A 26,108-nucleotide genomic window follows, 5' to 3' on the forward strand; every position below is an offset into this window, starting at 1 on the left:
CTGCGGTGACAACCGATTCTGAGAGGTGTTTTGCAATGGCGCACTCGGCAGTTGGGCACGACGATCACCATCACCAGCAGAGTTTCTTCGAGCGTTGGTTCTTCTCGACCAACCACAAGGACATCGGCACGCTGTACCTGGGCTTCAGCTTCATCATGTTCATCATCGGCGCGGCGATGAGCGTGGTGATCCGGGCCGAACTGGCGCAGCCGGGCCTGCAGTTCGTCAAGCCCGAGTTCTTCAACCAGATGACCACCGTGCATGCGCTGGTGATGATCTTCGGTGGCGTGATGCCGGCCTTCGTCGGCCTCGCCAACTGGATGATCCCGCTGCAGATCGGCGCGCCGGACATGGCGCTGCCGCGCATGAACAACTGGTCGTTCTGGCTGCTGCCGGTGGCGTTCAGCCTGCTGCTGCTGACCCTGTTCCTGCCCGGCGGCGCGCCGGCCGGTGGCTGGACGCTGTACCCGCCGCTGTCGCTGCAGGGCGGCTACAACGTCGCCTTCAGCGTGTTCGCCATCCATGTGGCCGGCATCAGTTCGATCATGGGCGCGATCAACATCATCGCCACCGTGCTGAACATGCGTGCGCCGGGCATCGATCTGCTGAAGATGCCGATCTTCTGCTGGGCCTGGCTGATCACCGCGTTCCTGCTGATCGCGGTGATGCCGGTGCTGGCTGGCGCGGTAACCATGCTGCTGACCGACAAGTTCTTCGGCACCAGCTTCTTCAACGCCGCCGGTGGCGGTGACCCGGTGATGTACCAGCACATCTTCTGGTTCTTCGGGCACCCCGAGGTCTACATCATGATCCTGCCCGCCTTCGGCGTGGTCAGCGAGATCATCCCGACCTTCAGCCGCAAGCCGCTGTTCGGCTACCAGGCGATGGTGTACGCCACCGCGGCCATCGCGTTCCTGTCGTTCATCGTCTGGGCCCACCACATGTTCACCGTGGGCATGCCGCTGGGCGGCGAGATCTACTTCATGTTCGCCACCATGCTGATCTCGATCCCGACCGGCGTGAAGGTGTTCAACTGGGTCAGCACCATGTGGCGTGGCTCGCTGACGTTCGAGGCACCGATGCTGTGGTCGGTGGCCTTCGTCATCCTGTTCACCATTGGTGGCTTCTCCGGCCTGATGCTGGCGATCGTCGCCGCCGACTTCCAGTACCACGATACCTACTTCGTGGTCGCGCACTTCCACTACGTGCTGGTGACCGGCGCGGTGTTCGCGCTGATCGCCGCGGTGTACTACTGGTGGCCGAAGTGGACCGGGCGGATGTATAGCGAGAAGTGGGCCAAGGTGCACTTCTGGTGGTCGATCGTGTTCGTCAACCTGCTGTTCTTCCCGCAGCACTTCCTCGGCCTGGCCGGCATGCCGCGGCGTATTCCCGACTACAGCGTGGCCTTCGCCGACTGGAACCTGATCAGCTCGATCGGTGCGTTCGGCATGTTCGCCACGCCGTTCATGATGGCCGCGATCCTGCTGTCCTCGCTGCGCAACGGTGAGAAGGCCGAGGCCCGTTCCTGGGAAGGTGCGCGCGGCCTGGAATGGACGCTGCCGTCGCCGGCGCCGGCGCACACCTTCACCACGCCGCCGACGATCCGCCCGGGCGACCTGGCACACGACGACATCAGTCATTGAGGTGCGCGATGCACAACGAAGGCCCGCTGCAGACCTGTAGAGCCGAGCCATGCTCGGCTGATGCCCTGGGTAGAGTCGAGCCATGCTCGACTGACGAAAAGCAGCCGACCAGCGGTCGGCTCTACCAGGGTGGAAGCATCGAGCAGCAGCGCCAACGCGCCAGGCGCACCGCGCTCTGGGTCGGCGCCATCGCCGTGCTGGTCTACGTCGGCTTCATCCTCAGCGGGGTGATCGGCCGATGAGCGAGGCGCCGGCCAGCACACCGTCACCCAGTGCCGGGCTGCCGCGCCTGATCGGCGTGGCGGTGGCGGTGTTCCTGCTCACGTTCTCGCTGGTGCCGCTGTACCGTATCGCCTGCGAGAAGGTATTCGGCGTGCGCCTGGAGCGCGGTCCCGGCAGCGAGGCCAGTACCGGCGCCGTGACCGGCAAGCGCACCGTGCGCGTGGAATTCGATGGCGGGGTCAACTCACGGCTGCCATGGTCGTTCCATCCCGAGCAGCTGACCATGGACGTGGTGCCCGGCGAACTCAACGAAGCGCTGTACTTCGCCCGCAACGACAGCCAGCAGGCAGTGGTCGGCAGCGCGGTGCCTTCGGTGGCGCCGGCGCGCGCGTCGGGTTTCTTCAGCAAGACCGAGTGCTTCTGCTTCACCGCGCAGACGCTGCAGGCCGGCGAGAAGCGCGACATGCCGGTGCGCTTCATCGTCGATCCGGACCTGCCGCCGGAGATCAAGACGATCACCCTGTCCTACACCTTCTACCGCAACGACGCGCTGTCCGATCGGCTGGCTCCGGCCGCCACCTCGGAAGGCGCGCACGCCGCACCCTGACCCCGGATACCGACATGGCCCAGACACCGACCGACGCCAACGTGTACTTCGTCCCGGCCCAGAGCAAATGGCCGTTCGTGGGTTCCATCGCGATGATGGTGACCATGGTCGGCGTGGCCAGCTGGCTCAACGATGCCAGCTGGGGACGTTGGACGTTCTACATCGGCATCGCGATGCTGGTGCTGACCCTGTTCTGGTGGTTCAGCGATGTGGTGCGCGAATCGCAGGCCGGCAACTACAACCATCAGGTCGATGGCTCGTTCCGGATGGGGATGATCTGGTTCATCTTCTCCGAAGTGATGTTCTTCGGTGCGTTCTTCGGCGCGCTGTTCTACACCCGCAACCTGGGCCTGTCGTGGCTCAGCGGCGAAGGCCGCGGGGTGATGACCAACGAGCTGCTCTGGCAGGGCTACTCGGCGGGTTGGCCCACCAATGGCCCGGCGGCGATCGGTGGTGCGTTCCAGACCATTCCGGCCTGGGGCCTGCCGCTGATCAACACGTTGATCCTGCTCACCTCCGGCGTGACCCTGACCATCGCCCATCACGCGCTGAAAGCCGGCAACCGCCGCCAGCTGCTGATCTGGCTGGGCCTGACCGTGGTGCTCGGCCTCGGCTTTCTGACCCTGCAGGCGGAGGAATACATCCACGCCTACAAGGAACTGAACCTGACGCTCGGTTCGGGCATCTACGGTTCGACGTTCTTCATGCTGACCGGCTTCCACGGCGCGCACGTGCTGCTGGGCACGATCATGCTGATCGTGATGTGGCTGCGTTCGGCGAAGGGGCACTTCACCCGCGACAACCATTTCGGTTTCGAAGCCGCCGCGTGGTACTGGCACTTCGTCGACGTGGTGTGGCTGATGCTCTTCATGTTCGTCTACGTGCTTTGACCGCGCACGTATCGGTGGCCTCAGCCGCCGATACCGTGCGGTTTGATCCAGCCCATGTAGATGCTCACGATCACCAGTACGATCAAGGCCACCGACACCCCGATGCGGCGTGTCAGTGCGTTGACCGTGCGCTTGGTCTGGCCGCGGTCGACCAGCAGGTAATACAGGCCGGCGCCCAGATTCCAGACGATGACGATCAGAAACGCGATTACCAGCAGGGTCTTCAGCGAATCACTCATGCGCGGCTCGAGGGCAGGGTGGATGCGCCTATCTGACCGCGTTTGCGCGGACTTGTCATGATGCGCCAGCACACGCGCGTGATCGGATGGCTGCTGGCGCTGCTGGCGATGGCCGGTTTCAGCGCATTGGGGCTGTGGCAGCTGCAGCGCATGCATGCCAAACAGGCAATGTTGGATGCGCAGGGTCCAGCCGTGGCACAGGCGCTGCCACTGGCGCAGGCTCTGGCGCAGGCTCTGGCGGCGCCCGGCGCGTTGCACGGCGTGGCCGACCACGGCCGCTTCCTGCCCGGCGTGGTGCTGCTGGACAACCAGACCCGGCATGGTCGCGCCGGGGTGAAGATCTATCGTCCGTTCCGCAGTGACGGAGGCAGCGTGCTGCTGGTCGATCTCGGCTGGCGCGCGCTGCCGCCGGATCGCACGCTGCCGGATGTGCCGGCGCCGCCTTCGCCAGTGGCCGTGCGCGGGCTGCTGGCGCCGCCGCCGTCGGCGGGACTGGCACTGGGTCCCGCATTCTCCGCAACCGATGAGGCCGGGCGTTGGCTGGCCAGCCGCTTGCCCGCCGAGGGTCTCGCGCAGGCGCTTGGCCTGCCGGCATTACCCGACCGCGTGCTGCGGCTGGATCCGGCGCTGCCGTTCGGCGACGAACGCGATCTGGACCTGCTGCCGAACACGCTGCCGCCGCAGCGCCACCTGGGCTACGCCGTGCAGTGGTTCGGGCTGGCGCTGACCGTGCTGGTGGTGGCGCTGGTACTGGAATGGCGCAGGAGGCGCCCCATCGCCCGGTAGTGCCGGCCGCTGGCCGGCAATCCCTCGGTTTCCTGGGGGCCGGCCAGCGGCCGGCACTACCGGCATCCCTTTCCCAACCATGAGAAAATGCCCCGCATGAACACTGCTACGTCCCCGCAGGCGCGCGGCTCCGGCCGCCGGACCCTGGTGCTGCTGTTTGCCGTGTTCTTCGGGGCGATGGCGCTGGCCGCCGTGCTGCGCTTCACCGGCTGGCAGCCGACCGGGCACCGCAATGCCGGCCAGCTGCTGAAGCCGCCGGTCGACCTGCGGCAGCAGGCTCCGGCCCTGGCCAATGGCCAACCCTACCCTTGGAACCCCGAGGCGCGTACCTGGCGTCTGCTGGTGGCACCGGCCGGGGCCTGTGATGCGCAGTGCGTCACTTTGTCGCAGGGACTGGGCAAGGTGTGGCAGCTGTTCGGCCATAACGCCGATAATGTCGAGATTCTGTGGCTGGGAACGCCACCGGCGTCGATCGCCTCGCTGCCCGCGTTGCGGCCGCTGGCTCCGTCGCCAGCCCTGCGCGCGGCGTTGCCGGGCGTCGATGATCCGGCGGGCCTGCCGGTCTACGTGATCGATCCGAACGGCTTCGTGATCATGCGTCATGCCCCGGGCAGCGACCTCGGTGGCCTGCGCAAGGACATGGCCACGTTGCTGAAACTGAAGTGAGTCCTGTTTGATGAGCCTTTCCGCGCGTCCGGCGCTGCACCGCAATTTCCACCGCCTGGCGTGGTTCGCCATGATCATGACTGCGAGCACGATCATGTTCGGTGCGTTCGTGCGTCTGTCCGATGCCGGCCTGAGCTGCCCGGACTGGCCGACCTGCTATGGGCAGGCCACCTGGCCGCAGCATGTGGAAGAGACCCTGGGCCACCCGGCGACGGAGATCCGTCCGCTGGAAACGCACAAGGCCTGGCGTGAGCAGGTGCACCGCTTCCTGGCCGGCGCGCTGGGCATCGAGATCCTGACCCTGGCGCTGCTGGCCACGCGCAAGCGGCGATTCGGAAGCACGGCGGTGGTGACCGCCTGCGTGCTGGTGGCCGCCGGCATACCGCTGTACATGATGGGCTGGCATGGCACGGCCAGCGCCCTGGCGCTGATCGGCGAGGCGATCCTGCTGATCGCCGCGCTGCGCTGGAGCAACATCGACCTCGCCCGCGCTGCGTTGCTGACCTTGGCGGTGGTGATCTTCCAGGCCCTGCTGGGCATGTGGACGGTGACCCTGCTGCTGAAGCCGGTGGTGGTGATGGGCCATCTGCTGGGCGGCATGCTGATGTTCGGCCTGCTGGTGTGGATGGCGTGGCGCGCCACGCACATGCCGATCACCCTGGCCGAAGCACCGAAGCTGAAGTGGCTGCTGCGCATCGGCGTGGCGGTGCTGGTCACCCAGATCGCACTGGGCGGTTGGGTCAGCGCCAACTACGCGGCGCTGGCCTGCGGCGGCGGCAGTGCCTCGCTGGACAACTTCCCGCGCTGCGCCAACCAGTGGTGGCCGCAGCACAATTTCGTCGAGGGCTTCACCCTGTGGCGCGGCATCGGCGTGGACTACGAAGGGGGCGTGCTGGATGGCGCCTCGCGTATCGCCATCCAGATGGCGCACCGCATGTTCGCGGTGGTGGTGGCCGTTTACCTGCTGTGGCTGGGCGTGCGCCTGTTCCGGTTGCCGAGCATGCGTGGCTGGGCCAGCGCGCTGATCGCGCTGCTGGTGCTGCAGGTCACCCTCGGCATCCTCAATGTAAAGCTGGCGCTGCCGCTGGAAGTGGCGGTGGCCCACAACGGCGTGGCCGTTGCCCTGTTGTTCGTGCTGGTCAGCCTGCTGGCCCGCCTGCGTGCCCCGGACTGATTCCATGTTTTCCAATTACCGCCAGTACTGGGACCTGACCAAGCCCAAGGTCGTCGCCCTCATTGTTTTCACTGCCCTGGTCGGCATGGTCCTGGCCATCCCCGGCGTGCCCAGCTGGGAGCAGGTGCGCGCCGGCGTGCTCGGCTTCCTCGGCATCTGGCTGGCGGCGTCGGCCGCGGCCGCGATCAACCAGCTGCTGGATGCGCACATCGATGCGCAGATGGCACGTACCTCGTGGCGGCCGCTGGTGGTGGGCAAGGTCAAGCCGTGGCAGGTGCTGGTGTTCGCCAGCGTGCTGATCGTGCTGTCGATGGTGATCCTGGTGCTGTGGGTGAACCTGATCACCGCAGTGCTGACCTTCGCCTCGCTGATCGGTTACGCGGTCATCTACACCGTGTACCTGAAGCGTGCGACCTCGCAGAACATCGTCATCGGTGGCCTGGCCGGCGCGATGCCGCCGATGCTGGGCTGGGCCGCGGTGACCGGCATGCAGGGCTCGTCGGACTGGGCGTACTCGTCGCTGCTGGTGCTGATCATCTTCATCTGGACGCCGCCGCACTTCTGGGCGCTGGCGATCTTCCGCCGCGAGGATTATGCCAAGGCGGAAATTCCGATGCTGCCGGTGACCCACGGCGTGGTGCACACCCGCAAGCAGATCATGGTGTATTCGGTGGTGCTGGCGCTGGTCTGCCTGCTGCCTTACCTGGTGGGCATGAGCGGTGCGTTCTACCTGGGCGGCGCGATCGTGCTCAACGCCGTGTTCCTCTGGTACGCCTGGCGCATGCTGGACCCGCCGGACGAACTGTTCTCGATGAAGATGTTCTATTACTCCATCGTCTACCTGATGGCGCTGTTTGCGTTCCTGCTGGTCGACCACTGGATCCTGCCCTGGTTGTGACCTCGGGGTCGGATCCCCGAAGGGGCTCTGACCCCGTCTGATCCATGGCGCCAATCCACTGTAGAGCCGAGCCCATGCTCGGCTGAGGGTGGGTTGGAAGAGCAGCCGAGCGTGGGCTCGGCTCTACACTTGATCTCTTCCAGTGGCGTCGCCATTGCTGTTCCTGACCCCAAGGAAAGGAGGGAGCAGGGATGCATTCGATCTTCCGCTGGACCACTGCGTTGCTGCTGGCGCTCGGCATGGCCCTTAATGCGCATGCCGATGACACCGCCGCGCAGATCCGCCAGCATGCCGGTGACCATCGCCTGCTGGTGCTGGGTGAGTTCCACGGTACCCGCGAGACGCCGCTGCTGGTACGGGAACTGATGGAGGCCTACGCGGCCGATGGTGCACCGGTGCGGTTGGCTTTGGAGCTGCCGACTGACGAGAACGCCGCGCTGGCGACCTATATGGCGTCTGCCGGCACGGCCCGAGCGCGGGCTGCATTGCGTGGCACGACGTACTGGAACGTCCGCAGCCGGATGCATGACGGCCGCCGCAACGAAGACATGCTCGACCTGATCGAAGCGGTACGCGTACTGCGTAGCCAAGGCCGCGACGTGCAGGTGTTCGGCTTCGACCGCGTGCTTCCCGCCGAAATGGCCGGCACCGGCGCGCGTGACCGGGTGATGGCCGAAGAAGTACGGGCACGAGCGCAGGTGCTGCCGAAGAAAGGGCGGCTGCTGGTGCTGACCGGCAACGTGCATGGCATGCGCACGCAGCCGAAGGCGATTGCGTACCCGCCGATGACCGCGCTGCTGAAGGATCTGGATCTTTACAACGTGCGTATCGAGGCGCGTGGTGGGGAAGGCTGGGGATGTACCGCCGTTCAGCGCTGCGGAGCACGTCAGCTGGGCAGCCATGAAGGTGCATCGCCCAGACTGGATACCGACGCCGACCGTAGTTACGACCTGTGGGTGTGGCTGCCGCGCTTCAGTGTGGCGCGGCTGCTGGACAGCGCTTCGGTCTGGTGATCATCCACGCGCCGTTCAACCGCCAGCCGAGCATGGGCTCGGCTCTACAGTAGATCCACGCCATGCGTGATGTTTTCCCGCAGCGGCCCACGCGTCCAGTAGATCCACGCCATGCGTGGATGGATTTGCGGCTCAGGGCTTGCGCCGCGCGTACCGCTGCGCGATCACGCCGCAGACGATCAACTGGATCTGGTGGTAGATCATTACCGGCAGCACGATGGCACCGAGACTGCCGCCGGCGAACAGCACCTTGGCGATCGGCACGCCGGTGGCCAGGCTCTTCTTCGAGCCGCAGAACACGATGGCGATCTCGTCCTCGCGGTTGAAGCGCAGGCGACGGGCGATGAAGGTGATCAATGGCATGGCGATGCCGAGCAGCACGGCGGCGACCACCGCCACGGCCAGCAGCGACAGCAGCGGTGTCTTGCTCCACAGCCCTTCGGTCACCGCTTCGCCGAACGCGGAGTACACCACCAGCAGGATGGTGGCCTGGTCGGTGTAGCGCAGCAGCGCGCGCTGCTTCTCCACCCAGCCGGCAATCCACGGCCGCAGCAGGTGGCCGGCCACGAACGGCACCAGCAGCTGCAGCATGATGCCGCCGATCGCGTGCAGCGGGTCGTGCACGCCGCCGGAGGTACCGGCCAGCGCGGTCAGCAGCAGCGGCGTCAGGAACACACCGAGGATGCTCGACAGCGACGCGCTGCATACCGCCGCAGGCACGTTGCCGCGTGCCATCGAGGTGAACGCGATGGACGACTGCACGGTGGAGGGCAGGGTGCACAGGAACAGCACGCCCAGGTACAGCTCCGGGGTCAGCAGCCAGCCCGACAGTGGCTTGACCATCAGCCCCAGCAGCGGGAACAGGATGAAGGTGCAGGCCAGGATGGTCAGGTGCAGCCGCCAGTGCAGCATGCCGCCGATGATCGACTCGCGCGGCAGGCGCGCGCCATGCAGGAAGAACAGCGCGGCGATGGCGACGGTGGTGACATCGTCGAGCACGATGGCGGCGGCGCCCTTCATCGGCAGCAGCGAGGCCAGGCCGACGGTGCACAGCAGGGCGAGGGTGAAGTTGTCCGGTCGCAGGCGCGACCACCAGCGGGTCATGGTGGGCAGAGTCCTTGGTGCGGAGGGTTCAGGGCGAGGTGACCGGCGTGGCCAGGCGCTGGCGGGTGGCGGCTTCCAGCGACTTCAGGCCGGCACGCTGGCCGAGCTGCAGGGCCTGTTCCGGGCTGGCGTGTTCGTAGCGTGCATTGATCAGGCCGAGCACGGCACCGGCGCGGTTGCCGGAGGCGCAGTGCAGCAGCACCGGCCCCTGGCTCTGCTGCAGGGCCTGGTGCACGGCACGGATGTTGGCTGCATCCAGGCCGTCGGCGCCGGCCACCGGAATGCGTACGTAGCGCAGACCCAGTGATTCGGCCACGCGGGTTTCATCGAAGCCGCGGTCTTCGTCGGGCTGGCGCAGGTCGATCACGGTGCGCACGCCCTGCGCGGCCAGGGCCTGCAGCTGTGTGGCGCTGGGTTGGCCGCCGGCATACAGGCCGGGGCGGACTTCGTTCAGGGGCGCGTCTTCGGCCAGGGCCGTCAGCGGCAGGCAGAGCGACAACAACAGCAGGCAGGTCAGACGCAGCAGCATGGTCCTCTCCGTGAAAACGTTCTGCCCGCTACAGGCGCAGTCCGGCCCGCGCTTTCAGCAGCTCGCGCAGTTCGTATTTGTCAGTATCGTCCAGACCCTGTTGGCGCTGCTTTGCCAACAACTCCTCCAGACGTTGCACCAGCAGCTGTTTCTCCAGCTGGGCCACGGCATCGTGCAGTTCCTGGGTCCACATCGCGTCGTCGCCGGGCATCGTCTGCGCGGCCAGCGTGTGCAGTGACGCCTGCTCCTCACGCCCGTCGAAGTGCTCCAGCAGTGCGCCGGTGCTGATGTCCGGACGTTGCTCGACCAGGTCCAGCAGCTCCAGCAGCAGCTCCACGCCCGGCAGGCGCAGGCCCTGGAAGTGGTGCTTGCCGCCCAGCGTCAGCGCCAGCGACGGCTGCTGCAGCAGTACGGCGATCGCGCCGCGTACCAGGCTGCGCTTGGCCACGGGCTGGATCGCTCGCGAGGGCTGGCGTTGCGGCATCGGTGCGCGCGCTGCCTGGGCATTGCCGCCAAGGCCGGTCAGCTGCGCCAGCTGCTGCTTCATCAGGTCGCCGAAGGCGCCGTCGGGAATCTGCGCCAGCATCGGCTTTGCGCGCTCGGCCAGGCGCGCCTTGCCATCGAGCGTGCCCAGGTTGATTTCGCGGGTGAGCTCGTCGAAGAAGAACTGCGACAGCGGCGTGGCCTGTTTCAGGCGTTCGTTGAAGGCTTCGGCGCCTTCCTTGCGCACGATGGTGTCCGGGTCTTCGCCATCGGGCAGGAACAGGAAGAAGGCCTGGCGGCCATCCTTCATGCGCGGCAGCACCGACTCCAGCGCCTTCCAGCCGGCGCGGCGGCCGGCGGCGTCGCCATCGAAGCAGAAGAACACATCCGGCGCGTTGCGGAACAGCAGCTCGGCATGGTCCGGCGTGGTTGCGGTACCCAGCGTCGCCACCGCCTGGGTGACCCCGAACTGGAACAGCGAGACCACGTCCATGTAGCCCTCGACCACGATCAGCCGCTCGATCTTCTGGTTGGCCTGGCGCACCTGCCACAGGCCGTACAGTTCGCGGCCCTTGTGGAACAGCGCGGTTTCCGGCGAGTTGAGGTACTTGGGGCCGTCGTCCTTTTCGAACACGCGGCCACCGAAGGCGATCACCCGGCCGCGGCGGTCGAAGATCGGGAACATCACCCGGTCGCGGAACTTGTCGTAGACGTGACCGCGATCGTTCTTGGAGAACAGGCCGGCGCGGTCGAGCAGCTTCATCCGCCGCTCGTCCTTGCCCAGTGCATCGCGCAGGCCGCTGTAGCCATCCGGTGCGTAGCCGATCTGGAAGCGCGCGCGGTTCTCTTCATCCACGCCACGGCCATCCAGGTAGCTGCGGGCCTTGTCGCTGCCCTGCAGGTTGCTCTGGAAAAACTTCGTGGCCGCCTCAAGCGCCGAGTACAGCTCGCGGCTGTCGTCCTGCTGCTGGGGGCTGCGCGGATTCTCGCTGCGCGGCACTTCCATGCCTGCGCGCTTGGCCAGTTCATCCACCGCGTCGAGGAATTCGAGGCGGTCGTAGTTCATCAGGAAGCTGATCGCGGTGCCGTGCGCGCCACAGCCGAAGCAGTGATAGAACTGCTTGGTGGGCGAGACCGTGAACGACGCCGAGCGCTCGTCATGGAACGGGCAACGCGCTGCGTATTCCTTGCCCTGTCGCTTCAACGGCACGCGGCTGCCCACCACCTCGACGATGTCGGAGCGGGCGAGCAGGTCGTCGATGAAAGCGTCGGGGATACGGGCCATGGGCAACAGAACGGGGCGCGGCCGCCAGGGCGCGCAGCAGGGGCGGCGGATTCCCCTAGTTTACTCGCTGGCGGTGCCGGGGCTGGCCTGTTCGGCCTCGATCCCGGCCCTGGCCAGTTGCGCCCGTGCATGCTGGCGTTCGTCGATCACCGCAGTCATCAGCGCGCCCACGAAGAACACGGCGGTGGCGTAGTAGATCCAGACCAGCGAGATCACCAGCGCGCCCATCGAACCGTAGGCACTGCCCGGGGCCACGGTGGCGATGTAGACGCCGATGCCATAGCGGCCGAGGGTGAACAGCACCGAGGTGATCGCACCGCCAATAAAGGCCTGGCGCCAGGCCACGCGGCGGTCCGGCAGGTAGTGGTAGAGGAAGGCGAAGGCCAGCGTGTACAGCAGCAGCGAGGTCAGGTAGCCGATCGCCGGCAGCACCGAGGGCAGCTGCGCAAACACCACCTGCAATGCGGTGGTGGCGGTCATCGACAGGATCAGCAGGAAGCCCAGCGCCAGCACCACGCCGAACGAGAACACGCGCTTGCGCAGCCAGGCCTTGACGCCTTCCAGGCGCTGGCCACTGGTATGGAAGATGCGGTTCAGCGCGTTCTGCAGCTGGGCGAACACCGCGGTGGCGCCGATGAACAGCAGCAGCGTGCTCCACAGCCCGGCCAATGAACCGACGCTGGGCTGGCTGTTGGCGTTGTGCAGCACGGTGTCGGCGACGCTGGCCACGCTGCTGCCGGCCACCGAACCGATCTGGCTGATCAGCGTCTGTTGTGCCGGTGGGTACAGCGAGGCGGTCAGCCACAGCAGCAGCACCAGCAGCGGTGCCATCGACAGCAGGGCGTAGAAGGAGACCGAGGCGGCCTGGGTCAGCACGTCGATTTCGACGAAGCGCTTGGCGACGGCCATCGGGAAGCTGTCCTGCAGGCGGTCAGCGTAGTGGCGAAGCCGTGCGGGAATGCCGTGGGGACGCGTGTCGGCGGGGGAGTGCGATTGCTCGACCATGGGGATGTTGTAGCAGCCGGGGGTCGAAGGTGCGGTGAAGCGGGTGCATCAATGGGGTCAGAGCCCTTCCGCGATGCGAAAGGGATCCGACCCCGGCAATGGCTTACGCCAGCTGCTGCTTGACCAGCTTGGAGACCAGACCCATGTCGGCCTGGCCAGCGAGCTTGGGCTTCAATGCGCCCATCAGCTTGCCCATGTCGGTCGGACCGGAAGCGCCGGTCTCGGCGATGGCGGCCTGGATCGCGGCGACGATCTCGGCTTCGCCCATCTTGGCCGGCAGGTAGGCTTCGATGACCACGATCTCGGCGCGCTCGATCTCGGCCAGGTCCTCGCGGTTGGCGGCTTCGAACTGGCTGACCGAGTCCTTGCGCTGCTTGACCATCTTGTCGAGCACGGCGATCACGGCGGTGTCATCCAGCTCGATGCGCTCGTCCACTTCACGCTGCTTGATGGCGGCGTTGATCAGGCGGATCACGCCCAGCTTGTGCTTCTCGCCCGCCTTCATGGCGGCCTTCATGTCTTCGGTGAGCTGCAGCTTCATGCTCATGAGGAACCTCGTGGTGGTGGTGGGGCGGGGCGGATGCCCGAACCCGGAAACGCAAAAAGCCGGCGACGCTCGCGCGTGCCGGCTTCGGCTCCATCGCGACAGGCAAGCCCATCGCAATGAAGATGCGTCCGATCAGTACAGGCGCTGACGCTTGGTGACGTCGCGCGACGAGCGGCGCAGCTGACGCTTCACAGCAGCGGCGGCCTTGCGCTTGCGCTCCTGGGTCGGCTTTTCGTAGAACTCGCGCTTGCGGGTTTCGGCCAGCACACCGGCCTTTTCGCAAGTGCGCTTGAAGCGGCGAAGAGCAAACTCGAAGGGCTCGTTCTCGCGGACTTTGACGCTGGGCATGGAATCTCCGGGACACAGTAGAACCGGGTCACGCCCGGCGAGCCGCACATTATAGCGGCGAATAGACAAACTGCAAGCGGCCAACCCTGAATACGGGCCAGAGGTTCGAAAGCAGTGAGACCTGCGCGTCCCCCGAGGGGGCGGCAGGGGCGTCATAATAGCAGGCATGCGAGTCCTTGGCATCGAATCTTCCTGTGATGAGACCGGCGTGGCGGTGTATGACACCGACTTGGCCGGCAGCGCGGCCCTGCGCGCCCATGCGGTCTACAGCCAGATCGCCCTGCACGCCGAATACGGTGGTGTGGTGCCCGAACTGGCCAGCCGCGACCACGTCCGCAAGCTGCTGCCGCTGGTGCGCCAGACCCTGGCCGAAGCCGGCCTGGGTGTAGGCGATATCGACGGCGTGGCCTACACGGCCGGTCCCGGCCTGGTTGGCGCCCTGCTGGTCGGCGCGGGCGTGGCGCGGTCGCTGGCCTGGGCGCTGGAGGTACCGGCGGTGGGCGTACATCATATGGAAGGCCACCTGCTGGCCCCGCTGATGGAAGACGACCCGCCGCAGGCGCCGTTCGTGGCGCTGCTGGTGTCCGGTGGCCATACCCAGCTGGTGGCGGTGGACGCCATTGGCCAGTACCGCCTGCTGGGCGAGACCCTGGACGATGCGGCCGGCGAAGCCTTCGACAAGACCGCCAAGATGATGGGCCTGCCCTATCCGGGCGGTCCGCAGCTGGCCAGGCTGGCCGAGCAGGGTACGCCGGGTGTCTACCGCTTCGCGCGGCCGATGATCGACCGCCCGGGGTTGGATTTCAGCTTCTCCGGCCTGAAGACCCAGGTCCTGATGGCCTGGCGCGACAGCGATCAGAGCGAACAGACCCGTGCCGACATCGCCCGTGGCTTTGAAGATGCCGTGGTCGAGACGCTGTCGATCAAATGCGAGCGCGCGCTGGAAGCAGCCGGCACCAACGTGATCGTGGTGGCTGGCGGTGTTGGCGCCAATAAGCGCCTGCGCGCCCGCTTGCAGCAGATGGCCGAACGCCTGGGCGGCCGTGCTTGCTTCCCGCGGCCGGCGTTGTGCACCGACAACGGCGCGATGATCGCCTTCGCCGGCGCGCTGCGGCTGCAGGCCGGCCAGCACAGCCCGCCGAAGGTGGACGTCACCCCCCGCTGGGACATGGCGACCCTGCCGGCGGTCTGAGCCCCCGGCCGCGCGAACCGCTCGATCGGCGTTTGTAGAGTCGAGCTTGCTCGACTGGGCGCAATGACCAACACAGAGCAGTCGAGCAAGCTCGACTCTACAGGCCTCCGTAGCGCCGGGCCACGCCCGGCTACACATTACGGACGCCCTGCCAACGGCGACGCGGCCAACACCGTTGTCGCCCGCTCATGGCGCTGCAGCCAGCCCAGCGTATGCGGGCAGCGGGCGTGGATCAGCCGTCCGATCGCCGCCAGGTCGGCACCGATGTCGCGTTCCAGGATGGGTTCGTGGTGCGCGATGCGGTTGCGCAGGTGGCGAATGCGTCCGATGTCAGCGTGGATGGCTTTTCTGATGACGCTGGGATGAGCTGAGGGTGCATGCCGCAGAACTCCATTGAGTGCGGGTATCCACAGCGTGTCGTCGAAGCGACAGGTGAAAAGCTGCTGCCAGAACACCATCGGCAGCTTGGCGACGATTTCGGGTGTATCGGTCGTGCGGCCAGCAACGTGTTCCAGTGCTGCACGTGCGGAAGTACAGGACGAGGTTGGCAGCCTGCGTCGGAAGGCATCATTCCAAGGCCAACGCGGGCCATGCTGCCGGGCGAGCACGGTAGCAGCGGCGTTACGGGTGACCACTTCGCACAGATGGACCGGCATCATCAGTGCACCGCACATCCGCATGTTCCAGAGGTACAGAGATTCGGCCGTGACGTCGGGGCTGCAGGTCGATGCGATTCTCTCGTAAGTAGACAGACGCTCCGCTGACAACGCGCGCCGCAGTACATCGTGTGGAGCCATCGTCATGTGCGGTGGTGAAGGAGGGATCGATGTTCGCGAGAGTGGGCGGCGGCCACCATCAGGGAACGTCGTTGTCTGCGCGGCTGATTCTCTGCGTTTGACCTCGGACGACTACCTGACCTGCCCTGTCGGAATTGGCCTTGACCGGTGATCTCGTCTTTACCTAATCTGCGTGCCTGCGCCACCGGGACCCGCGGCTGTTCAACAGCTCCCCCCGGGGACAAACGGTAGTACCAAAGGGCCCTGCTAGCGGGGCCCTTTGTTTTTTCCATCGTCGGGAGTTGCCGCAATTGCCTCTCGAACCAAGTAGCACCGATGGGATACCTTCGGTAGCGTGTGCTCCGGGACTCGCGGCTGGTTTCCAGCTTCCCCTGGGGACGTTGAGAGGTGCCAAAGGGCCCCGCTAGCAGGGCCCTTTGTCTTTTCTGGAGCCGCGTTCCTGCCGGCCACCCACCGCCCGTTCCGGGCAGGCTCACCGCCGTGCCGTTACCATGGCCCCCTGTACTCGGGCTGGTAACCGCAATGGACAAGGTTTTCATCGAGGGGCTGACGATCGACGCCCTGATCGGTATCTACGATTGGGAACGACGGATCCGCCAGGACCTGGTGTTCGACCTGGAAATGGGCTTCGACAACCGTCGTCCTGCGGCCTCCGACGACATTGCTCACACCCTGAACTACAAGGCGGTGAGCAAGCGCCTGGAGCAGTTCGTGCGCGAGTCGGAATTCGGCCTGGTCGAAACCCTGGCCGAGCGCTGCGCGCAGATCGTGCTGAGCGAATTCGACGTGAAGTGGCTGCGCCTGAAGCTGAGCAAGCCGGGCGCGGTGCGCGGCGCGCGCGCGGTGGGCGTGATCATCGAACGCACGCGGGACTGACCCGGACGTGCCGGCCGCTGGCCGGCAACCTCAACGGCAATGACGAAGGAGACAACTGATGGTGGACGCGGTGGTGGCGGTACAGTGGCTGGAACGGCTGCAGAACACACTGGAACCCTATCCTGGCGCCTACCTGGCGTTGATGATCACGGCGCTGCTGGTCGCAGCCGGCCTGGCCAACTGGGTGACCAAGCGCATCCTGGTGCGTGGCCTGCGGCGCCTGCTGCAGCGCCTGCCCGGTGCCGAGTCCGGGCGCGGCAGCCATCTGATGCGGGTCATCTCGCGCCTGTCCAACGTGGTGCCCAGCCAGGTGATCGCCTCGGGCATCACCCTCATTCCCGACCTGCCGCCTGGCCTGGTCAACGTCATCATCAAGCTGTGCATTGTGTGGGCCGTACTGACGGTGTCGATGGCGTTCTCGCATGCGCTGGACGCGGCCAACAGCCTGTACGAGCGCAAGCCCGATGCGCGCAACAAGCCGATCAAGGGCTACCTGCAGGTGGTCAAGATCGTGGTGTTCGTGGCCGCCGGCTTGTCCATCATTGCGACCCTGCTGGGGGTGAAGCTGGGCCCGCTGGTGACCGGCCTGGGCGCGGCCACCGCAGTGCTGATGCTGATTTTCCAGGACACCATCCTGTCGCTGGTGGCCAGTGTGCAGATCAGTGGCGATGGCCGTGTGCGCATCGGCGACTGGATCGAAATGCCCAGCCAGAACGCCGACGGTGACGTCATCGATATCGCGCTGCACACCGTCACCGTGCAGAACTTCGACAAGACCATCACCACCATTCCGACCAAGAAGCTGGTGACCGAGTCGTTCAAGAACTGGCGCGGCATGCAGGAGGCCGGTGGCCGCCGCATCAAGCGCGCGCTGTACCTGGACCAGCACAGCGTCGGCTTCCTGGACGAAGGCGACCTGGCCTTCCTCGGCCAGTTCGCGCTGCTGCGTGATTACCTGCAGGAGAAGGAGCAGGAGCTTGGCCAGTGGAACGGGCGCCTGCGCGAGCAGGGCGTGGCCGAGGTCAACAGCCGCCGGGTGACCAACCTGGGTACCTTCCGGGCCTATGTGGAGCGCTACCTGCGCAACCACCCGGGCATCCATACCGACATGACCCTGCTGGTACGGCAGCTGCAGCCGACCACCGAGGGCCTGCCGCTGGAGCTGTACTGCTTCACCCGCAGCACCGCCTGGGGTGAATACGAGTCGGTGCAGTCGGACATCTTCGACCACCTGCTGGCGATCCTGCCGGCGTTCGGCCTGCGTGTGTTCCAGGCCTCCAGCGACGCCATGTTGATGGCCGGGCAGCGCCAGTTGGCTGGGTCGGAGTAAGCTGCGATGCCTCCGGCGGGGCCATACGGACCCCGCTGGTGGCTGAAACTGAATGAAGAAACCTCTCGCCAAATCGCCCGGGATCGCTAGAATGCCGGGCTTGTAAACGTTTTCATCAAGGACTGCCGGTGGCCTCCGATCGCATCGAATCCCTCATTGCCCAGATGACCGTCGAGGAAAAGGTCGGCCAGCTGGGTGTCTTCGCGGACATGGTCCGCCCGTTCGCCCCGGACGTGAACCCGGAAGCCAACGTGCGCAATGCCGACCAGGTGCTGCAGCAGGTGCGCGAGGGCAAGGTCGGCTCGCTGTTCAATGGTGTGGGCGCCGAGCTGGGCCGCCGCATCCAGCAGGTCGCCACCGAAGAGAGCCGCCTGGGCATCCCGGTGATCCTGGCTGCCGACGTCATCCACGGCATGCGCACCGTGTTCCCGATTCCGCTGGGCGAGGCCGCCAGCTTCGAACCGGAGCTGGCCGAGCGCACCGCCCGTGCCACCGCCGTCGAGGCCACCGCTGCCGGCCTGCACTGGACCTATGCGCCGGCGGTGGACATCGCCCGCGACCAGCGCTGGGGCCGTGGTGCCGAAGGCGCTGGTGAGGACGTGGTGCTGGGCTGTGCATTCGCCGCCGCCCGCGTGCGCGGCTTCCAGGGCAGCGACCTGCGCGCCGACGATTCGCTGTTGGCCACGCCGAAGCACTTCGCCGCCTATGGCGCGGTGATGGCCGGCATGGAATACAACATGGTGGACATCTCGCCGCAGACCCTGCGCGACGTGCACCTGCCGCCGTTCAAGGCTGCGTTCGACGCCGGCGCGATCACCGTGATGTCCTCGTTCAATGACATCAACGGCGTGCCGGCCAGTGCCAACGCCGAACTGCTGACCGACATCCTGCGCGGTGAGTGGAAGTTCCCGGGCGTGGTGATCTCCGATTACACCGCCGACATGGAACTGGTCGCGCACGGTTATGCCGCCGACGACCGCGATGCCACCGCCAAGGCGTTCACCGCCGGCCTCGACCTGAGCATGCAGAGTGGCTTCTACGCCGAGCACCTGCCGGGCCTGGTCGAGAGCGGCGACGTGCCGATGGCGGTGCTGGATGAAGGCGTGCGCCGCATCCTGTGGCTGAAGGAAACCATCGGCCTGTTCGACGACCCGTACCGTTCGCTGGATCCGGCGCGCGAAGCCGATACCTCGCATATCGCCGACCATGACGAACTCTCGCGCGATGCCGCGCGCCGCTCGATCGTGCTGCTGAACAACCGCGACAACGTGCTGCCGTTGCAGAAGACCGGGCAGAAGATCGCACTGATCGGCCCGTTCGTGCAGGACCGCGAGAACATCGAAGGCTGCTGGACGCTGTTTGGCGACAAGCAGCGCTACGTGGACCTGGAAACCGGCGTGCGCGCCGCCATCGGCGATGAATCGCTGCTGGAAATCGTGCCTGGCTGCGAACTGGAAGTGGCCATCCCCGGTGGCACCGAAGCGGCCGTGGCCGCCGCGCTGCGCGCCGACGTGGTGGTGCTGGCGCTGGGCGAGCCGCAGCGTTACAGCGGCGAAGCGCAGTCGCGCGTGGAGATCACCCTGCCGCCGGCACAGCAGGCGCTGGCCGAAGCGGTGGCGATGACCGGCAAGCCGCTGGTGGTGCTGCTGCGCAATGGTCGCGCGCTGGCCCTGCAGGGCGCCGTGCGTAATGCGCAGGCGGTGGCGGTGACCTGGTACCTGGGCACGCAGACCGGCCATGCCGTGGCCGATGTGCTGTTCGGCGATTACAGCCCGTCGGGCCGCCTGCCGGTCAGCTTCCCGCAGGTGTCCGGCCAGCAGCCGTACTTCTACAACCACCCGCGCACCGGCCGGCCGGAACTGCCGACCATGTCGGAGTTCAAGGCGCGCTGGCGCGAGATTCCGAACGAGCCGCTGTATCCGTTCGGGCATGGCATCGGCTACACCACCTTCGCCTACGGCGTGCCGCAACTGAGCGCAGCCCAGCTTGGCTGGGACGACACCCTGACCATCACCACCACGCTGACCAACAGCGGTGACGTGGCCGGTGAAGAAGTGGTGCAGCTGTATATCCACGACCGCGTGGCCAGCCGCGTGCGTCCGGTGCGCGAGCTGAAGGACTTCCGCAAGGTGGCGCTGCAGCCGGGCGAGTCCACCGAGGTGGTGTTCACCCTGAGCCGCGAGCAGTTGGCGTTTACCGGCCGCGACGGCGTGCTGCGTGCCGAGCCGGGCCAGTTCGATGTGTGGGTGTGCGCATCTTCGGCCGTGGGCGAGGCCGTGCAGTTCGAGCTGCTGAAGGCCTGATCGAGAAAAAGGGGACGGAGGGGATTAAGTCGTTTGTGCCACAAACGACTTAATCCCCTCCGTCCCCTTTTTTGTTGTCCTCACTGCGGCGGCGCTACCATCGGCATCCTTGAACCGATGGATGCCCGCGCATGCGCATGATCGCTGTGTTGATTCCCGCCCTGTTTCTGGCGGCCTGTTCGCAGCCGCCGGCCGAGCCTGCGGTGGATGCACCGCCACCGATGGAGGCCAGTGCCGCGGCGACGCCTGCGGCTGAACCGGCGAAGGCTGCTGCCGAGCCGGCCGGCGCCGCACCGACGGATGCGCCCGCGGAAGACGCGCGTGCGCGCATTGAAAGCCTGCTCGGCGATGCCGCGCAGTACGAAAAGGTGTTCAACGCCTTCAGGACTGCGGTGGTCGGTGGTGATCGCGCTGCGGTGGTGGAAGAGGTGCGCTTCCCGCTGAATATCGCTAACGGAAAGAAGATCACCGGCCCCGGTGAGTTCCAGCGCAGCTACGAGAAGATCATCACGCCGGCGGTGGTCAAGGCGGTGTCCGAACAGGACTTCGGCAAGGTCTTCGTCAACCAGCAGGGCGTGATGATCGGTGATGGCCAGGTGTGGTTGAACGGGCAGTGCCTGGACCAGGCCTGCACGAAGACCGAGGTGAAGGTCATCACCATCCAGTGAATGCGAACGGCCCCGCATACGGGGCCGTTTCGTATGGGTAGTGCCGGCCGCTGGCCGGCAACCGCAGGATGCCGGAAGAACCCAGGGTGCCGGCCAGCGGCCGGCACTACCAGGACATCAGGTCTTCGGGGTGAGCTTCAGCAGGCGCGCCTTGTTGCCGTCTTCCAGCAGCCACAGTGCGCCATCCGGGCCCTGTTCCACTTCACGGATGCGTTCGCCCATGTTGAAGCGTTCGGCTTCGCGCGCGCTGTCGCCATCGAAGGCCACACGCACCAGCGAGGTGGATGACAGGCCGCCGATGAAGCCGCTGCCCTTCCACTGCGGGAACAGGTTACTGCTGTAGATGACGAAGCCGGCCGGCGAGATCACCGGCGTCCAGGTCACCTTCGGGGCGGCGAATTCCGGGCGGGTGCTGTGGTCGGGAATCGGGCGGCCGTCGTAATGGTCACCATTGGAGACGATCGGGTAGCCGTAGTTGGCGCCGCGCACGATCAGGTTCAGTTCGTCGCCACCGGCCGGGCCCATCTCGTGGGCCCACAGCTTGCCGTTGGCGTCGAAGGCCATGCCGAGGATGTTGCGGTGGCCCAGCGACCACACCTGCGCGGCAACACCACCCTGCGAGGCGAACGGGTTGTCGGTGGGCAGGCTGCCATCATCGTTGAGGCGGATGATCTTGCCGAGGTTGCCGCCCATGTCCTGTGCCGGATCGAACTTCTGCCGTTCACTGGAACTGATCCACAGCTTGCCGTCCGGGCCGAAGACGAGGCGGTGGCCGTAGTGGCCCTCGCCGCTGACCTTGGGCGTCTGTCGCCAGATCACCTTCAGGTCCTTCAGCTCACCGCCACCCTTGGCATCCAGCGCCAGCGTGGCACGCGCGACGGCAGCGCCTCGGGTGTCCAGCGTGCCTTCCTCTGCATAGCTGAGGTAGATCACGTGGTTGCTTGCGAACTGCGGGTGCAGGATCACATCGCCGAAACCACCCTGGCCACCGTAGGCGACCTTGGGCACACCGGTGATTTCATGCTTCTGGCCACTGGCCAGGTCCAGATGCTGCAGCTTGCCGCGCTTCTCGGTCACCAGCAGGCTGCCATCGGGCAGGAAGGTCATTGCCCACGGTTGGTCGAAGCGGCTGACCTCGGTGGCGGTGAATGGGCGTTGGTCTGCAGCGGCGCTGGTGGCGGCAGCCTTCTGCCCACTGGCATCGGGGCCGGCGGCACTGCAGGCCGTGGTGGCGAGGATCGGCAACAGGCCGAGGGCGAGCAGCAGGGGCGTGCGGGTCATGGGTATCTCCAGCGGAAGGGGATGCGGATGGCCAGGCTCTCCCTTGTATACCACCGGGGCGGTGACGGTCCTGGCCCGAAGGTCCTGTTTCCCCCTGTGCGGCGGCGGCGGGATCGTCTAGGGTGGGTTCGCCCGGGCAAAGCATGCCCGCCTGACTGCAAGGAACCGCAATGAACGCACCGATCATCCATCGACCCTCGCCGGCCTTCATTGCCGCCTCCTGGGTGGCCCTGCTGCTCGGCGCGGTGGCCTACCTGGTAGGCCTGTTCAATGCGGAGATGCCGCTGAACGAGAAGGGCTATTACCTCACCCTGCTGCTGTTTGGCCTGTTCGCAGCGGTGTCGCTGCAGAAGAGCGTGCGCGACCGTGTCGAGGGCATTCCGGTGAGTGGCCTGTATTACGCGCTGTGCTGGTTCGCCTTGCTGTCTGCGCTGTTGTTGCTGCTGGTTGGCCTGTGGAACGCCACCCTGGTTCTGAGCGAGAAGGGCTTCTACGGCATGGCCTATGCGCTGTCGCTGTTCGGCGCGGTGGCGGTGCAGAAGAACACCCGTGACCTGATCGCCGCCGGTGGCGGTGAAAGCAAGCGCAGTGCGGGCGTCCCGCCGCTGCCGGAACAGGAGTGATGCAGCAACGGTAGCGCCGGGCCATGCCCGGCGCTGCCGCATATCGGGTCCGTCAGGGGCCGCGTGCCAGGCGCGGTTCCACCTGCTGCGCTTCCTCCCAGCCACGGCGCACGGCATTGCGCGCCTGCGCCCACTCCAGCCGGCTCTTGCCACGTTCGCTGGCCCAGCGTGATTCCAGTTCGCCCTCCATTTCCTCGTAGGCGCGGATCATGTCCTGCGCGCGGGCCGAGTGGCCGATGCGGTAGGCCGGTTCGTAGTCGTCGAAGAACAGCTGGTCGTCATAGTACGGTTCAGAGGTATAGCGCTCGCGCCAGTAGTTGCTGACCGCGTCGCGCGGCGTGCTGTCGTCCGGCACGCGGCCGGGGATCTGGTATTCGGCCATGGAAGGGCTCCGTTGTTGACGAAGCCTGATCGTGCCTGCGTGGCGGTTAACGGCCGGGGCCGGCAGCGTGATCGTCAGATCAATCTGCCGGTCAGGGCGCGCCACCGTTCACCCGGCGTCGGCATCCTTGCGCGGCAGTTTGTAGATCACTGCGCCGATGGCGAAGGCGACCAGCGCGGCGGCGATGTTCTGCCAGCTGGCACTGGCGAACAGGGCCAGGCACAGCAACAGCGCCAGTACCGGAATCAGCGGGCCACCGGGCAGCTTCAGCGCACCGGGGCGGTCGGCGTAGCGCTTGGCCAGTACCAGGACTGCGGCGGCAGTACCGATGTAGGCGAACAGGCGCGTGGTCATCGACAGCAGCGCCAGCTGCACGAACGAACCCGACAGCGCCAGCCCGAGCGCGATCAGGCCCTGGCACAGGATCGATGCGGCCGGTGTATGGAAGCGCGGATGCACCTGCGCCAGGATCTTCGGCCCGTAGCCATCGCGCGCCAGCGCGAACAGGAAGCGCGGGCCCATCATCATCGTGTTGCTGTTGGTGCCGAGGATGGAAATGGTCGCGCCCACGGTGAGGATCAGCGCGAGTGCCTCACCACCGAAGCCGGCGGCGGCGTCGGCCAGCGGCGTGGCCGAGCTGGACAGCCCGGCCAGCGTGCCCTGCGCCACCACCTGAACCGCTCCATAGATGACGGTGACGGTGATGATCATGGTGATCAGTGCGAATGGAATATCGCGGCGTGGGTTGCGGTACTCGCCGGCCGCAGCCGGAATGTTCTCGAAGCCCGCGTAGGCGTACAGCAGCAGCAAGGCGGCTTCACCCATACGCTGCAGGTCGTGCGGGTCCGGGCGCTGGCCGGAGAACACCAGCTGCGGATCGATGTAGAACGCGCCGATGGCCACGAACAGCAGCAGCGGCAGCATCTTGCCGATCACCAGCACCACGCCGGTCCGCGCGGCCGAGCGCACGCCGATGATGTTGACGCCGGTGAGGAAGCCCAGCGACACCACGATCACCGCGATGCGGCCCATGCCGGCGCCGGCCCAGGGCCAGAAGCGTGCCACCGCATCGGCCAGCGCATTGCTGAGCGCGGCCGCCGAGCTGATGCGGGTCAGCCAGATCATCCAGCCGATCTCGAACCCGGCAAAACGGCCGAACGCCTCGCGGGCATACAGGTAGCTGCCGCCGGGTTCATCGAAGTAGCTGGCGGCCTGTGCGTAGCACAGCACCAGCAGCGCGACGACGATGCCGGCGGCGACCACGCCCCACAGGCTGAAGGGGCCGAGCAGGGCGACGGTGGCGGCCGGCAGCAGGTAGATGCCGCTGCCGATCACGTCGTTGATCGACAGGCCGACGATCTGCCAGCGGCTGACCGCGCGCTGCAGCTGCGGTTCGTCCTGCGCGCTCAACGGGCGTCTCCGCTCAGTGCGGGCAGCTGCCACTGTGCCTGCAGGCGCGTGTACTCGGCGCGCGGCAGCAGCACGAAGCGCGGCGTATCCTGCGGCCGCAGCCAGTCCAGCAGCGCCTGCATGCGTGCCTGCGGCATGGCGGTGCAGCCGGCCGTGGCCTCACCGGGCGCGCGCCACAGATGGGCGAAGATGCAGCTGCCCTTGCCGGGCTGGTTGTCCGGGTTGTGGGCAATCACGAAGCCTTCCTGGTAACGCACGTCGCCCTTGTTGTGCAGGTCCAGCCGCATCGGCTCGGTGGAGCCCTTGATCGCGGCGCTGCCGACCTTCTTCGCATCGACGATGCGGTTGTAGAACGGTGAACCGGGCACATCCATGCAGTAGCTGCTTTCAAGCATGGGCTGGTAGGCCATCGCAGTTCGGGGGCGGGTGATGGCATAGCCGAAGGCGCTGCCGAGCGCGAATACGCCGGCCGGGCTGCGGCCATCGCCTTCCTGCTTCTGTGGGCCATCGCCCTGCGCCGGATGCAGGCCCAGACCCCACGCGCTGCCGGTACGGCCGAGCGCGACCGGGAAGCCCTGCCCGTGCGTGCGCCAGCCCTTGCCGTCGCGTTCATAGGCCTGCAGCTGCCCCTGGGTGCTGCTCCAGTTGTCGCTGGTGACCACGATCAGCTGGCGTGCACCATCGAGCGGCGCAGCGTAGGCGGACATCGCAGCGGCAAGCAGCAGCGCAGTGGTGGCGAGACGGGCCAGCGAATTCATCAACGTGCGCTCCGGTCAGGAATCCAGCAGGTGGTCGATCCGCTCCAGGTTCACCGCCAGTTGCTGCTGGCGGTCCGGATTGGCGTGGCAGAGCAGCACGAACAGGAAATCGAGCAGCGCGTGCATGGCGCTACGGTACAGCAGCTGCGCGACCTGCGGCGTGCGGTCGTGCGCGCACACCGCCAGCGCGGCATCAGCATGCGCGCGCAGCGGGTTGGCGGTGTGGCGGGTAATGGAAATCACCTTGCCGCCCATATCCTGGAACTGCCGCGACAGCTGCGACAGCTGGGGCAGGTTGCCGAACTCGGAGAACATCAACAGCACGTCACCCGGGCGTGCCGCTGACAGGTTGGCCAGCATCAGGATCGGGTCGGTATGCGGCACCACCAGCAGCCCGAGCAGCGACAGCCGCATGGCGAACTCACGCGCGTACAGGCCGTCATCACCCAGTCCGTACACGAACAGCTTCGGTGCCCCATCGAGCAGCTGCACGATGCGCTCGATCTCCTCGCGCGGATTGGCCTGGCGGGTTTCCTCCTCGGCCTGTGCCTTGCTGCGGCGCAGGGCCTCGCCCAGGCGCAGGTAGTCGTCACCGCTGTCTGGTTCGCTGGGCGCCTGTTGCGGGTCGGCACCCGCGCGGGCCACGTCCTGACCGATGGAGTATTTCAGGTCCGGGTAGCCCTTGAAGCCGAGCTTCTGGCTGAACTTCACCACGCTGGACTGGCTGATGCCCAACGCGCTGGCCAGCTGCTGGGACGAGTAGTCGCGCAGCAGGTGGGCGTTGTCGAGGATGAAGTCGGCGATGCGGCGCTCGATGGCCGACATCTGCCCGCGCTCGGAACGGATCTTCAGCAGGGGCGGCATGCGGGGAGTCCGGGCAAGGATAGGCGCGTTGCGGTTGGCAGCGTAGAGCGTGTCATGGAATGGGCCGGGCGGGTGCCAGCCGCGAGGGGGGTACGGGGTAGAGCAGAAGCAGGAGCATTCACGCATGGCGTGGATCTACGGGGGGCAGTTGTTGCCTTTGACGTTGAGTCCGCCTTCAAGCGAGC

28 protein-coding genes are annotated in these 26,108 nt (G+C 66.5%); 15 read left to right on the forward strand and 13 right to left on the reverse strand.

From position 1 onward, the window contains the following. Positions 1-35: 35 nt before the first annotated feature. Genes ctaD through SMAL_RS01645 form a run of 4 tightly spaced genes read left to right on the forward strand, consistent with a single transcriptional unit; the run spans position 36 to position 3,362 of the window. Positions 36-1,643: a cytochrome c oxidase subunit I gene (gene ctaD / locus SMAL_RS01630; RefSeq protein ID WP_012509834.1), complete on the forward strand. Its 1,608-nt coding sequence runs from the start codon at positions 36-38 to the stop codon at positions 1,641-1,643. 8 nt (positions 1,644-1,651) lie between these two features. Beyond that, the gene (locus tag SMAL_RS01635) at positions 1,652-1,885 is read left to right on the forward strand and encodes a hypothetical protein (RefSeq protein ID WP_004138469.1); all 234 of its coding nucleotides are present in this window, start codon (positions 1,652-1,654) and stop codon (positions 1,883-1,885) included. Further along, complete coding sequence (locus tag SMAL_RS01640) at positions 1,882-2,472, forward strand: cytochrome c oxidase assembly protein (protein WP_012509835.1); 591 nt, start codon at positions 1,882-1,884, stop codon at positions 2,470-2,472. Before SMAL_RS01635 ends, SMAL_RS01640 begins: the two co-directional genes overlap by 4 nt. Positions 2,473-2,486: 14 nt before the next feature. Then, positions 2,487-3,362: a cytochrome c oxidase subunit 3 gene (locus SMAL_RS01645; RefSeq protein WP_005412024.1), complete on the forward strand. Its 876-nt coding sequence runs from the start codon at positions 2,487-2,489 to the stop codon at positions 3,360-3,362. A 20-nt stretch (positions 3,363-3,382) separates the two neighbouring features. Here the strand turns inward: SMAL_RS01645 and SMAL_RS01650 are convergent, their stop codons facing one another. Next, the gene (locus SMAL_RS01650; RefSeq protein WP_010484233.1) at positions 3,383-3,601 is read right to left on the reverse strand and encodes a twin transmembrane helix small protein; all 219 of its coding nucleotides are present in this window, start codon (positions 3,599-3,601) and stop codon (positions 3,383-3,385) included. A gap of 57 nt (positions 3,602-3,658) precedes the next feature. Between SMAL_RS01650 and SMAL_RS01655 the strand changes: the two genes are divergently transcribed. From SMAL_RS01655 to SMAL_RS01675, 5 genes are all read left to right on the forward strand, one after another. Beyond that, positions 3,659-4,387 (forward strand): SURF1 family protein, encoded by a 729-nt coding sequence (locus tag SMAL_RS01655; protein WP_012509836.1) that lies wholly within the window; start codon positions 3,659-3,661, stop codon positions 4,385-4,387. 96 nt (positions 4,388-4,483) lie between these two features. Next, positions 4,484-5,053 carry a hypothetical protein gene (locus SMAL_RS01660; protein WP_012509837.1) on the forward strand — a complete coding sequence of 190 codons (570 nt, stop codon included), beginning with the start codon at positions 4,484-4,486 and terminating at the stop codon, positions 5,051-5,053. A gap of 10 nt (positions 5,054-5,063) precedes the next feature. Next, entirely contained in the window at positions 5,064-6,227 is a 1,164-nt protein-coding gene (locus SMAL_RS01665) for a COX15/CtaA family protein (protein ID WP_004138484.1), read from the forward strand. A gap of 4 nt (positions 6,228-6,231) precedes the next feature. Then, positions 6,232-7,125 carry a heme o synthase gene (cyoE, locus tag SMAL_RS01670; RefSeq protein WP_004138490.1) on the forward strand — a complete coding sequence of 298 codons (894 nt, stop codon included), beginning with the start codon at positions 6,232-6,234 and terminating at the stop codon, positions 7,123-7,125. 191 nt (positions 7,126-7,316) lie between these two features. Next, entirely contained in the window at positions 7,317-8,138 is an 822-nt protein-coding gene (locus SMAL_RS01675) for a hypothetical protein (protein ID WP_012509838.1), read from the forward strand. Positions 8,139-8,270: 132 nt separating this feature from the next. Here the strand turns inward: SMAL_RS01675 and SMAL_RS01680 are convergent, their stop codons facing one another. The 6 genes from SMAL_RS01680 to rpsU form a co-directional block, all read right to left on the reverse strand. Beyond that, a complete protein-coding gene (locus SMAL_RS01680; RefSeq protein ID WP_012509839.1) occupies positions 8,271-9,242 on the reverse strand; it encodes a bile acid:sodium symporter family protein in 972 nt (323 codons plus the stop codon). A 28-nt stretch (positions 9,243-9,270) separates the two neighbouring features. Beyond that, positions 9,271-9,771: a protein tyrosine phosphatase family protein gene (locus SMAL_RS01685; RefSeq protein ID WP_012509840.1), complete on the reverse strand. Its 501-nt coding sequence runs from the start codon at positions 9,769-9,771 to the stop codon at positions 9,271-9,273. Positions 9,772-9,799: 28 nt separating this feature from the next. Next, a complete protein-coding gene (dnaG, locus tag SMAL_RS01690; protein ID WP_012509841.1) occupies positions 9,800-11,539 on the reverse strand; it encodes a DNA primase in 1,740 nt (579 codons plus the stop codon). Between the two features lie 60 nt (positions 11,540-11,599). Beyond that, positions 11,600-12,544 carry a YihY/virulence factor BrkB family protein gene (locus tag SMAL_RS01695; RefSeq protein WP_012509842.1) on the reverse strand — a complete coding sequence of 315 codons (945 nt, stop codon included), beginning with the start codon at positions 12,542-12,544 and terminating at the stop codon, positions 11,600-11,602. Positions 12,545-12,647: 103 nt separating this feature from the next. Beyond that, a complete protein-coding gene (locus SMAL_RS01700; RefSeq protein WP_012509843.1) occupies positions 12,648-13,091 on the reverse strand; it encodes a GatB/YqeY domain-containing protein in 444 nt (147 codons plus the stop codon). A 132-nt stretch (positions 13,092-13,223) separates the two neighbouring features. Further along, positions 13,224-13,439 (reverse strand): 30S ribosomal protein S21, encoded by a 216-nt coding sequence (rpsU, locus tag SMAL_RS01705; RefSeq protein ID WP_002808376.1) that lies wholly within the window; start codon positions 13,437-13,439, stop codon positions 13,224-13,226. Between the two features lie 166 nt (positions 13,440-13,605). Between rpsU and tsaD the strand changes: the two genes are divergently transcribed. Next, positions 13,606-14,631, forward strand: a complete 1,026-nt coding sequence (gene tsaD / locus SMAL_RS01710) for a tRNA (adenosine(37)-N6)-threonylcarbamoyltransferase complex transferase subunit TsaD (protein ID WP_012509844.1) — start codon at positions 13,606-13,608, stop codon at positions 14,629-14,631. Positions 14,632-14,768: 137 nt separating this feature from the next. Here the strand turns inward: tsaD and SMAL_RS01715 are convergent, their stop codons facing one another. Beyond that, a complete protein-coding gene (locus tag SMAL_RS01715; RefSeq protein ID WP_012509845.1) occupies positions 14,769-15,434 on the reverse strand; it encodes a hypothetical protein in 666 nt (221 codons plus the stop codon). A 516-nt stretch (positions 15,435-15,950) separates the two neighbouring features. Between SMAL_RS01715 and folB the strand changes: the two genes are divergently transcribed. The 4 genes from folB (at position 15,951) to SMAL_RS01735 (ending at position 20,605) form a co-directional block, all read left to right on the forward strand. Further along, positions 15,951-16,304, forward strand: a complete 354-nt coding sequence (folB, locus tag SMAL_RS01720; protein WP_012509846.1) for a dihydroneopterin aldolase — start codon at positions 15,951-15,953, stop codon at positions 16,302-16,304. Positions 16,305-16,362: 58 nt separating this feature from the next. Next, the gene (locus SMAL_RS01725; protein ID WP_012509847.1) at positions 16,363-17,634 is read left to right on the forward strand and encodes a mechanosensitive ion channel family protein; all 1,272 of its coding nucleotides are present in this window, start codon (positions 16,363-16,365) and stop codon (positions 17,632-17,634) included. Positions 17,635-17,762: 128 nt separating this feature from the next. Then, complete coding sequence (locus SMAL_RS01730; protein ID WP_012509848.1) at positions 17,763-19,937, forward strand: glycoside hydrolase family 3 N-terminal domain-containing protein; 2,175 nt, start codon at positions 17,763-17,765, stop codon at positions 19,935-19,937. 131 nt (positions 19,938-20,068) lie between these two features. Beyond that, positions 20,069-20,605: a hypothetical protein gene (locus SMAL_RS01735; RefSeq protein WP_012509849.1), complete on the forward strand. Its 537-nt coding sequence runs from the start codon at positions 20,069-20,071 to the stop codon at positions 20,603-20,605. 117 nt (positions 20,606-20,722) lie between these two features. On the opposite strand, the gene SMAL_RS01740 is transcribed toward SMAL_RS01735, so the two are convergent. Continuing rightward, entirely contained in the window at positions 20,723-21,886 is a 1,164-nt protein-coding gene (locus SMAL_RS01740) for a PQQ-dependent sugar dehydrogenase (RefSeq protein WP_012509850.1), read from the reverse strand. A 170-nt stretch (positions 21,887-22,056) separates the two neighbouring features. On the opposite strand from SMAL_RS01740, the gene yiaA reads away from it, so the two are divergent. Next, on the forward strand, positions 22,057-22,509 hold the full coding sequence (gene yiaA / locus SMAL_RS01745; protein WP_012509851.1) for an inner membrane protein YiaA: 453 nt from the start codon (positions 22,057-22,059) through the stop codon (positions 22,507-22,509). Positions 22,510-22,561: 52 nt separating this feature from the next. On the opposite strand, the gene SMAL_RS01750 is transcribed toward yiaA, so the two are convergent. The 4 genes from SMAL_RS01750 to SMAL_RS01765 form a co-directional block, all read right to left on the reverse strand. Continuing rightward, the gene (locus SMAL_RS01750; protein ID WP_012509852.1) at positions 22,562-22,891 is read right to left on the reverse strand and encodes a hypothetical protein; all 330 of its coding nucleotides are present in this window, start codon (positions 22,889-22,891) and stop codon (positions 22,562-22,564) included. 108 nt (positions 22,892-22,999) lie between these two features. After that, positions 23,000-24,301: an APC family permease gene (locus tag SMAL_RS01755; protein WP_012509853.1), complete on the reverse strand. Its 1,302-nt coding sequence runs from the start codon at positions 24,299-24,301 to the stop codon at positions 23,000-23,002. Next, entirely contained in the window at positions 24,298-25,059 is a 762-nt protein-coding gene (locus tag SMAL_RS01760; RefSeq protein ID WP_012509854.1) for a L,D-transpeptidase family protein, read from the reverse strand. The genes SMAL_RS01755 and SMAL_RS01760 overlap by 4 nt, the downstream gene beginning before the upstream one ends. Positions 25,060-25,074: 15 nt before the next feature. Beyond that, positions 25,075-25,923: a MurR/RpiR family transcriptional regulator gene (locus SMAL_RS01765; protein ID WP_012509855.1), complete on the reverse strand. Its 849-nt coding sequence runs from the start codon at positions 25,921-25,923 to the stop codon at positions 25,075-25,077. Positions 25,924-26,108 lie beyond the last annotated feature (185 nt).

Origin of the sequence: Stenotrophomonas maltophilia R551-3 (assembly GCF_000020665.1) — a bacterium.
Taxonomy (GTDB): Bacteria; Pseudomonadota; Gammaproteobacteria; order Xanthomonadales; family Xanthomonadaceae; genus Stenotrophomonas; species Stenotrophomonas maltophilia_L.